Annotated in this window: 7 protein-coding genes, 2 pseudogenes and 1 other annotated feature; of the genes and pseudogenes, 2 read left to right on the top strand and 7 right to left on the bottom strand. The window is 60.9% G+C overall.

All coding sequences use genetic code 11. The annotated features are described in order from the left end of the window. Nucleotides 1–200 precede the first annotated feature (200 nt). From JQC81_RS31150 to JQC81_RS31135, 4 genes and pseudogenes are all read right to left on the bottom strand, one after another. A pseudogene (locus tag JQC81_RS31150) lies at nt 201–1,233 on the bottom strand (IS481 family transposase). A gap of 237 nt (nt 1,234–1,470) precedes the next feature. Continuing rightward, a complete protein-coding gene (locus JQC81_RS31145) occupies nt 1,471–2,886 on the bottom strand; it encodes a nucleoside hydrolase-like domain-containing protein (RefSeq protein WP_203275649.1) in 1,416 nt (471 codons plus the stop codon). A 533-nt stretch (nt 2,887–3,419) separates the two neighbouring features. Beyond that, nucleotides 3,420–3,734 (bottom strand): carbohydrate-binding domain-containing protein, encoded by a 315-nt coding sequence (locus tag JQC81_RS31140; protein WP_203275648.1) that lies wholly within the window; start codon nt 3,732–3,734, stop codon nt 3,420–3,422. Then, a complete protein-coding gene (locus tag JQC81_RS31135) occupies nt 3,731–4,438 on the bottom strand; it encodes an SGNH/GDSL hydrolase family protein (RefSeq protein ID WP_203275647.1) in 708 nt (235 codons plus the stop codon). The genes JQC81_RS31140 and JQC81_RS31135 overlap by 4 nt, the downstream gene beginning before the upstream one ends. Before the next feature lie 758 nt (nt 4,439–5,196). Between JQC81_RS31135 and JQC81_RS31130 the strand changes: the two genes are divergently transcribed. After that, nucleotides 5,197–6,422, top strand: a protein-coding gene (locus JQC81_RS31130; RefSeq protein WP_203275646.1) for an IS3 family transposase whose coding sequence is annotated in 2 segments (ribosomal slippage) — nt 5,197–5,485 and nt 5,485–6,422 — 1,227 coding nt in all. Because the reading frame shifts where the segments join, the coding sequence is not laid out codon by codon here. Beyond that, nucleotides 5,478–5,594: a sequence feature (AL1L pseudoknot), on the top strand. (Overlaps the previous gene by 117 nt.) A gap of 15 nt (nt 6,423–6,437) precedes the next feature. Here the strand turns inward: JQC81_RS31130 and JQC81_RS31125 are convergent. After that, nucleotides 6,438–6,817: pseudogene (locus JQC81_RS31125) on the bottom strand (transposase); the annotation flags it as partial. 54 nt (nt 6,818–6,871) lie between these two features. On the opposite strand from JQC81_RS31125, the gene JQC81_RS31120 reads away from it, so the two are divergent. Continuing rightward, on the top strand, nt 6,872–7,258 hold the full coding sequence (locus tag JQC81_RS31120; RefSeq protein ID WP_203275645.1) for a class I SAM-dependent methyltransferase: 387 nt from the start codon (nt 6,872–6,874) through the stop codon (nt 7,256–7,258). Between the two features lie 1,051 nt (nt 7,259–8,309). On the opposite strand, the gene JQC81_RS33650 is transcribed toward JQC81_RS31120, so the two are convergent. Next, the gene (locus JQC81_RS33650) at nt 8,310–8,810 is read right to left on the bottom strand and encodes an IS5 family transposase (protein ID WP_312887619.1); all 501 of its coding nucleotides are present in this window, start codon (nt 8,808–8,810) and stop codon (nt 8,310–8,312) included. Nucleotides 8,811–9,040: 230 nt separating this feature from the next. After that, on the bottom strand, nt 9,041–9,748 hold a 708-nt coding region (locus JQC81_RS31110), incomplete at its 5' end, for a helix-turn-helix domain-containing protein (protein WP_203275644.1).

Below are 9,748 nucleotides of genomic sequence, written 5' to 3'. Positions count from 1 at the left end.
CGGCGCCATCAGCAGCGGGCGCGCGAATGCCACTGGCGCAAACGCACCCGACGCCGACGCAAGGCCCGGCTGTAGTATTAAGCCCTGAGCCGTGATCACTTCCAGGCGCCGCACGGGCCGTGGCGGCTCAAGTGTAGTGGTCGGTATTTGATCTGACATTCGGCGTCAGGGAGTGATCGGGTTGAGCCTGTCGGACAGGGTCAGGCTGCAATCATCTTCTCCTTCGCCAGCGGCACGGCATCCACGAAGGTCTGCATCGGTGCTTTCCAAAGCACCACCGCCCCTGGTGCGGCCGCTCCTCATTATAACTCCGAACCCAAGCATCGAGATCAGTCTGGAGTTCGGCGGTCGAGCTATAGATCTTCTTGCGGAATGCCACGCGATGGAACTCGTCCAGCACCGTCTTGTGGACGCGTTCAACGATACCGTTCATCTGCGGGCTCTTGGTCTTGGTGCGGGTGTGATCCACATCCTCCACAGCGAGATACAGCCCGTAGTCGTGACGCTCGGGATTGCCGCAGTACTCGGTGCCACGATCAGTGAGCACCTGACACAGCTTCACGTCGTGGATGTCGAAGAACGGCAGGACACGGTTATTGAGCAGGTCGGCGGCAGTGAGCAGGGTCTTGCGGTCATACAGCTTGGCAGACGCCACCTTGGTGTAAGTGTCGATGAAGGTCTGCTGATAGATGCGCCCGACCGCTTTCATGGTGCCGACGTAGAAGGTGCCTTGGGCTGCGCAATAGCCGGGGCACTCGCTCTCGAACTCACCATGCGCATCCTTCTCGGCCTTGGCCTTCTCCAGAGCCGCCAACTGGCTCTCGGTCAGGATCAGGCCTTCCTGCGCGACTTTGGTTTCCAAGGCTTTGAGCTGCTTCTTCATCGTTTCGAGACCGTGCCGCCGCCACACCCCACGCACACCGGCCGGCGAGATCGAATGGCCGCGCTGGCGCACCTCGTTGGCAAGGCGGATCTGGCCGAAAGCCGGCAGCTCCAGGGACAGCTCGATGATCACCGCCTCGACTTCTGGCGGAGTTCGGTTAGCCAGCAGCGGCTTGCGCCGGGTCAGCTCCTGCAGGGCCAGTTCGCCGCCGGTCTCGGAGAGCTCCCTGAAGCGGTAGAAGCTGTCGCGGGAGTAGCCCATCATCTTGCAAGGCCGCTGACGTTGCCGAGTTGCTTGGCCAGTTCCAGCAGGTCGACCATGGCCCGGATGATCTTCTGCTCGTTGGCCATGACGGTGGTCCTTGTGAACGCCGAAGCCGGGCGCTACGCACCCCGACCACTCCGCGCCCGGCCTCGGCTCAGGCCTCAGCCTAACGACACCGTCTGTCAGATTAAGTCCAAACTACTTCACCTTCTTCGACCGCTGCAACCACAGTCTGGACAAGGTGCGCACCATCATCGGTGCACGTCCCACATGAGTTCCGACGCTGTACTTAGTCCCAAGAGCACTCTTTCACGAGGCCTTGGTCACAGCACAAAGTCCCAAGACTTGGCGCCGTTCATCGTGAGCAGTGCGTCACTGCTGTTGACCTGGTCGTTAAAAGTCACCTCGTCCACATAAAGATTGCGGTCGCCCGCGTCCCTATTGTAGCGGTCGTTAGTAAACTTGATCCCGACGCTATGGCTTTGCGTGCCAGCGGCATCGAAGTCGCCCGTGAACGTAAACGTCTGCCACTGGCCTGTTTTGTGTTCCGCCGTGACCAAGTTCGTGGTGTCAACGGTCTTGCCGTCAACCAACAGGGCAAAGTTCGGATCACCCTTGTACTCCGTGCCCGAGATGCGCACCGTGATCGTGTCCAGAGCCGGGTCAACGGGCGTTGGTTCTGGGGGGGTGGGATCAACCGGCACGGGTTCGGTAGGGGCTGGCTCGACAGGTCCGGGTTCAGTGGGCGCCGGGTCGGTTGGCGGTGGGGAGGGAGCCTCGCCCGAAAGCCAGTCAAAGCGGGCCTTGAAGTCGCCCAGCCATGCCGCCCGGTCCTCGTAGATGGTGCGGGCGCCATTAGAGTCGGAAAAATTCAGGGCTTGGTCGGTCAGGTCGGTCCAGTGGTTGGTGCCGACCTGACGGTACTCGCCACCCCAGCTCTCCGACGTCGGGTTGTCATTGTTCGCTTGATCGATCAGGTACAGGATGCCGGGCGAGTCACCCATCTTCATGCCGCTGTAGGACCCGCCCGCTCCGCGCAGGTCTTGGCTGTTCTCAAAGAAGAACGTGCCCAGATTGCCGTGTCCGTCCGCGAACTCTTTCACCTCAGCCAAGGACACCGCTAGCGGGTACTTGTCGTTCTCACTGGCAAAGACGCCCTCCAGCGTGTCATTGACATCAATCCACCAGAAGCCTTTCTGGCCGGCAAAGGTGTTGAGGATATATTTGTAAGGCCCGGAGCCCTGCACTGAACCTGCGGAGGAGATCAGGCGAATTGCATCAGCAATGTCAGGCGCATCATACAGGGCACGGGCGATATCGCCCGTGCCGCCCCAGGTGACCACATAAAGCGGCTCGCCGGCGGCTTTGGCGGCTCGTGCCTCGCCGATGATTGCAGCTGAGGCCTCCGTCGCTTCGGGAACACCCGTCACCACTGATTTGGTGCCTTGGTACGTAACAGCATGCAGGCCGGCAGCAGTCTTGAACTCGCCAGGCTGGCCATGGGCGGCGAGTTTGGCGTGATCGACACCATACTCGTCAATCACGTGGTGGATGAACCTCTCATCGTTGGCGCCCGGCTGCCATTTGGACACCGTAGACGCGATGCCCACAATGTTGATCTTGTCCTGGTACATCAGCGCATGCACGAGCGACTGCACGTCGTCCTTGTCGCCATCAACTTCATTGACGCCGGTGATCAGCTGCATGTCGGTGGAGATGAAGACACGGGGACGGGCCATGGGAGCTCCTCTGTCGAGGTGGATGGGTAGTAGAGACGGTATTCTGTTAGGATCAGGGCCACAGCGTACGCATAACAAAGTCAACGTACTAGGCCGGCCCCGGATCGAGCTTAGGGAGCACAACCTGTGTAGGTTCCGAAAGTCCCTTCGTTGGTGATAGTTGTGAATTTTTCATAGCGTATTCGCGGCACTTTCGTGACCGTCAACATAATATTCATTCAAACTGAATCGAAAATAGGTTTGGTAGCCCTGCAGATACTGGAGAATGATCAAGGAATTTACATAACTCCAGCAGAGTACTCCTTTCGCCGGCGACTATGCTCTCAGGTGGAGTCTTGATCTTTCCAACATCTCAAGACCTCATTAGTGTCATTAAAAAGTTATCTATCGAATCATCCGCGCAGGAGCATGGCCTGCGCGGCAGGGTCTCAGTGACCGAGGAGTACTTTCGCTTAAGGCCGTGAGAATACACCTGAGCAGCCGCCGGTTGCCCTGACATCAAGCTAGGGATACCGGCGGCGTGCGAGCCAAGGTCAGATGGTGAAGAACCAGTCCTTATCGATCTGGTTCGTGATCGCCACGTCCTGCGATTGCGTGACACCGTTGAACGTGACCGCGTCTACGTAGAGATTGCGGTCGCCCTTGCCACGACTCCAGAGGTCGTTGAGCAGATCAATCTCAATTTTGTGCTTCTGTGAGCCAGCGGCATCGAAGTCGCCGGTAAAGGTGAAGGTTTGCCAGTCGGTGCCATAATCCGCTGTGACGACCGTTTCGGCGTCAACCACCTTGCCGTCGACATGGATCGCGAACTTGGGATCACCCTTGTAGGCGGTGCCCGCGATCTTCACTGTAATGGTGTCCTCGCCCGTGCCAGTGTCCGGCGGAGGGAGGGGCTCACTCGGCTCCGGCTCGGGGTCGGAGCGGCGTTCAGGGCCTTGAGGATCGCGTTGCTGTAGATTGGCTGCAGGTACTGGGTGTTGGCGGAAGCCGACACATGCACGCCGTCAACGTACAGGGTCTCGTTGTCGGGCGCGGAGGCCGCACCCATGACGGGATCGGCGGCCACGTCGGCCACGGCATCGGTACCGGCTTTGTTCCCGCGCACAAGCTTGTTGTAGGCGATCCGCTCGACCTCGTCGGAGGCGTCCCAGTTGCCCTTGGTTGGGCTCTTGGGCAGCTCGGTGGCGATCACCGTGTCAAAGCCCTTGGCCTCGGCCTCGGCCACCAGCTTCATGGCATCGGCATAGACCGATGCCGCCGGGAGGTCGGCCCGCAGGTCGTTGGCTCCGGCCTGCACGATCAGCACGTTGTCGGCCCCGACCTTGTAGTCGGCGAGGTTGGCGCTCAGGTTGGCATTGGCCTGTGTATCGAGGGTGATGCCGCTGACCGAATTATTGTCCAGTTCGTAGGGCTGGCCCAGATTCAGGCCGATCCAAGGATCCTTGCCGCTGTAGTCGTCGGTGCCGTTGCTGTCACCGGCGATCACGAGGTTAAGGCCGCCGTCTGCCATTAGCGTCAGCTCGGTGGAGATGGAAGCTGTGGGATGGGCCATAGGAGTTCCTCTGTCGATGATTGGCTGAGTAGGGGAGACAGTCTTCCGTTCGGCTCAGGGCTAAAGGGAACGCCACAACAAGGTCATCATACCGGCCGGTCAGGAACCCAGATCGGGCTTAGGGCACAACCTGTGCCGTTTTCGGGAGCTCGTTGTTCAGAGTAGTTTTTGTAATCTTCATAGCATATTCACGGCGCTTGTGAGGCCGTTATCTAGCAATTTAGGATAGCCGGCGTCCAGAACAGAGCCGCCGCTGCCAGCATGAATACTCGCGGTTGCTTTGCCGCCATCCAAAGCGGGAGAGCTTCTGGATGAGCAGGAGTAAGCGTCCGTTCACGACAACCTCTGTGGCTGTGGCCTCGACCTGCTCCATCTTGCGGTCGAAGGTAGCCCAGCGCATGCCCTTGGGCTTGTCGATGGGGTTGCCAATGCCGCCATCTGCTCCGAGACGCCCCGGCGCTTGAAGGCCTGACTGATGGCGCGGTCATAAGGGCTTTGCCGCTGGAAGCGGTAGGCGAGGCGATGGGCCTCGCGGGAGGCAAAGAGCGTGCCTCTAGCGGGCTTGTAGAGCTTGACGACAAGATCGCCACGCCTGGGCAGATCCACCACCAGCGTTGGCCGCCCAAGGGTTGGAGAGTGGTCGCCAGTTCCGCAGTGTAGTCATGCTGGGTCTGCTGGCTCACCTGGCAGGCTGTCGAGCAGTGGAATTGAACCGCCCCGGGATTCCCGGAGGCTCCAACACCTGACAGGATGGAGCCATGACCAAGCGAACACCCCCATATTCACCAGAGGTCCGCGAGCGGGCGGTCCGGATGGTTTTCGAGCACCGCGACGAGTACACCTCGCAGTATGACGCGATCCGGTCGATTGCGGCCAAGATCGGCTGCTCAGGCGAGACACTGCGCCACTGGGTGCGGCAGGCCGAGCGCGACCAGGGCCTGCGCCCCGGGCCAACGAGCACGGAGCAGGAGAAGATCAAGGCGCTGGAGCGTGAGGTGCGGGAGCTGCGCCAGGCCAACGAGATCCTGCGCAAGGCCAGCGCGTATTTTGCCCAGGCGGAGCTCGACCGCCGCTTCAAGCCATGAAGGCCTTCATCGACGAGCATCGGGAGGTCTACGGGGTCGAGCCGATCTGCCGTTTGCTGCCGATCGCCCCGTCCACCTACTACGAGCACGCCGCCTGCAAGGCCGATCCTGATCGAAGGTCCGCACGAGAACGCCGGGATATCGAACTCAGCCAGGAGATCCGCCGGGTCTTCGCGGCAAACTTCGGGGTCTATGGAGTGCGCAAGGTCTGGCGTCAGATGCAGCGTGAGGGCATTGATGTTGCGCGCTGCACGGTCGCCCGGCTGATGCGGCAGATGGGCCTGAAGGGTGTGGTTCGCGGCAAGAGCATCAGGACGACTGTCAGTGACGCCGCGGCCCCATGTCCGCGTGACCGGGTCAACCGGCAGTTCACGGCGCCGCGGCCGAACGCCTTGTGGGTGAGCGACTTCACCTATGTGGCGACCTGGTCGGGCTTCGTCTATGTGGCCTTCGTGATCGATGCCTTCGCCCGCCGGATCGTGGGCTGGCGTGTGTCACGCTCGGCCCGGGCTGAGTTCGTGCTCGATGCCCTGGAGCAGGCTCTCCATGGCCGGCAGCCCTGGCGAACCAACCTCATTCACCATTCCGACAGGGGAGTTCAATATGTGTCGATTAAGTACACCGAGCGCCTCGCCGAGGCGGGGATTGAACCATCCGTCGGCAGTGTCGGCGACTCGTACGACAATGCTCTGGCGGAAACCGTCATCGGCCTGTTCAAGACTGAGGTGATCCATCGGCGTGGCCCGTGGCGCTCGTTTGAGGCCGTCGAATTCGACACTCTCGAATGGGTTGACTGGTTCAACAACCGGCGCCTGCTCGAGCCTATCGGCAACATCCCGCCCGCCGAGGCGGAGGCGGCCTACTATGCGAAGCTTGAGGTCATGCCGATGGCCGCGTAGAATCCAAGCCAATCAGCCTCCGGAAAATCCGGCGCGGTTCACCTCACGGTGGTCTCGTTGAGCTTGAGATCCCCTCCTCAGTGAGCCCCCGCCGCCTTCTGATGCGCCCGCACGTTGGTGCCGTCCAGGAACGTCATGCCGAGTTGAACACCGCGTTGCTGCACCAGGTTCAGGAGGCGCTCCCAGACACCCAGACGAGCCCAGCGGATGAAGGTCTGGGCTGCCATCCACCACGGGCCGAGTTCAGACGGCAGGGACCGCCATTTGGCTCCGTTCTCATGCCGCCACAGGATGGCGCTCATAGTGCGCCGGAGATTTGACAGGGGCACTTTGGCATGCGGCCGGCAGGCTTCGACCAGGGGCTCCCGGATCGTCCATTGTGCATCCGTCAGCATCATCGCCTCCTCTCAAAGAGGGACAACGCTGTCAGACGCTAACAGGCCGTAGGGTTGCTTCTTGCTCTTGCAGACAGCGCGGAGTTCGCCGCAACCAACATGAAGGGTGCCGCTCCTTGCGACGAGAAGCATGAGGTGAGGAAGAGGGCTTTAGCGTTGATGCCTGACCAAGGGCTCATTCTTGAGTTTGGGGTGTGGAGTGGCAGGACAATCAACATGATCACCGATCATGTCGGTCAATCGCGCCAAGTTCACGGTTTCGACTCCTTCGAAGGTCTGCCAGAAGATTGGGTTGGGGAATATTCCAAGGGTTGGTTCCATACTCAAGGCAAACCCCCTGAAGTCCGTTCAAACGTGAAACTTTATGTCGGCTGGTTCGACAAGACGCTTCCTGATTTCGCCGCCGAGCACCGAGGGAATGGTCGCTTTCCTTCACGTTGACTGCGACCTGTACTCGTCCACCAGGACTATCTTCAATCTGCTTGGTGATCGTCTCGTTCCCGGCAGCGTCATTCTGTTCGACGAGTATTTCAACTAACCCGGCTGGCGAGAGCACGAGCATCGGGCTTTCCGAGAGTTGGTGCAGGAGCGATCACTGAAGTATTGCTGGATTACCTATAACCGTGTCGAGTGGAATGCTGCGGTGCAGATCATAGATTGATCTGTCGCTCTTCGACAGGAACGGCCTGAACGCTGTTGGCACAGTTGGACCTTAATCTAAGGATCATCGAGGAGACCATACAAGGCTGACGGTATAGACGTTAGCCAGCCAGACGCCGCCACCATGGACGGGCTTTCCATTCTCCAAGTTCGGATTGTGCCTTGTTCGTCTCCGTTTCCATCCGGTCCCGGAACTCCTTCAACTCGGAGAGGTACTGTGCCTGCATAGTCGTGAGTCGAGCCTCAGCACTGGCGCACGTCCAGGCCGTGTTGCACGGATCGGCTGGTGAACGGACTGAGCCCATCTGTATCTTTCGTTAAGCGGCGCGGATAGACTTTGGGCGTCCAAGCTCAAGCATGCGGTTCAAAGCATGAATGGCGATGGTGACCTCCGTTCTACGACGCTGGTCCGTCCGCGAGTGCATCGGACGAGAAGTCGGATCCAATAAGTTCTGCATCTCAGCAGACCTGGAATCATCTCGACGCCGCCGGTGGTGCGTCCACTTAAAGGTCCGATGCTCGAGCGCAGCGTATCCCCGACTACTCGTTTGAAGCGGCCTATGGACGACTCCACCAGCGCCCGGCGAGTGTACCCGGATCTCTTCTGTCAGCCCATGCGTCCGTGCTCGGCCATGCTTTGGAGATGCCGATCACGCTGGGTTGGAGTGCTCGCTGCCCTTTCGCTCGGCACCGCTGTTGATCGTGGTGGCACGATCCCGTCAGCATCAGGATAACGCTGGGCGACGGTGCCGTAGATGCCGGCCTGAACGTAGACACCATCAACAGTGAATGAAGCGAGTGGACTGGTGATCTGGTCGAGCAACGCCCCGACCTACGAACCGTCGTCGACATCGCTCGTGGTCAACTCTGATGCGAGGATCTGCCCGGTGTCAGCATCGACGCCGATGTGCAGCTTGCGCCAGGATCGGCGTCTGTGGGTCCCATGCTTCTCGATCAGCCACTCGCCGGGCCCGCATAAGCGAAGCCCTGTGCTGTCGACCAATGGGTGAACAGGCCCTGCGGAGTGCCGACATGGTCCTGGGACCTCCAGTGTTTCTGCCCGACGGCTCAGGGTTGAGTGATCCAGCACAGCAAGATCGAGTCCCAGAAGCCTCAGGACCGAGCCGATCAGACCTTCCGTTTGGCGGAGAGCCAGCCGGAACACCGCCCGAAGCGTCAACGCCGTCCTGATCGCCAGAGTGGAGTAGTGTGGCTGGCCGCCCGCTGTCGTGCGGGGCTCGGCCTGCCAGGCGGCAATCGCCTCATCGGAGAACCAGACCGTCAGACTTCCCCGCTGGCGCAGGGATGCATCGTACTCGGCCCAGCTGGTCACCCGGTACCATTGCTAGAGCAACGGCGGTTCAGACGAATCCATATCCTGCGGCGGTGGGTGAAGTAGTTGCGGCATTCCTCAGCCTCGACCCCAGCGCAGATCTCCCCAATGGCGCGCCAGAGCGCGTCAAAGGTGCGGGCTTCGGCTTTACGCAGATGTGCCTTGAGCTTGGCGAAGAGTTGCTCGATCGTGTTGCCATGATGCCTCTCAATGACTGCTTCCTGTGACGTTCAGTCTGTTGGTTGGATGCGAGCTATGGGCCTATCCGCGAGTTTCACCAGCCAAATGCGTTGTGTCCCCACCTGAGCCAGCCGCCCCTTGAGTGTCCCCCGCCGCAGCCAACCGTAGACTGTCTGCCGGTGTGCCCCGAGCTGCTCGGCCACCTCCTGCAAGGTCATTTCCTCATCATCCGCACGCGGCACTTTCCCGGACCAGATCGGCCGGGTCGTGCCGTGCCCGTGCCGCTGCAGCAGACGCCGGATCATCGGAGCGTTGAAGGCACTCCGCTTGGCTGGCCGATAGCCCTCCGCGTTCAGGCGGGCGGCAATCTGCTCCGCCGTCTCGCCAGTCGTCCGCAACGCCACCGCCCGTGCCAGCAGCTGGTCAAAGTTCGCCAGCTGCTCGAACCGACGCACCGGGCGGATGACCTCGTGCCGGGTGACGACGCCGCCCGCCCAGTGGCACGCGATCTCCGCCCGCTCAGTCGCGCCCTGCAGATGGATCACCACCCGATCGAGCATGGTTCGCGCGATCGTCTGCCGGTCGCGTGCCGTCGTGGACGCAGCACTCCACAGGGCCGGAATGTCCTCGGCCAAGCGGAGCACCGCCGCCTGCTCCTCCGGCGTCAGCCGGTCCGGCTCATGGGCCAGGGCCCGCTGGTGCTCGCTCTCCAGCGTCTGGTGGGCTGTCAGCGCCGTCTCCCAATCCCGCTCCAGGGT

The sequence above is a fragment of the Microvirga arabica genome, assembly GCF_016811235.1.
In the GTDB taxonomy this organism is placed as follows: domain Bacteria; phylum Pseudomonadota; class Alphaproteobacteria; order Rhizobiales; family Beijerinckiaceae; genus Microvirga; species Microvirga arabica.
This window is presented reverse-complemented; position numbering and strand designations above follow the sequence as displayed.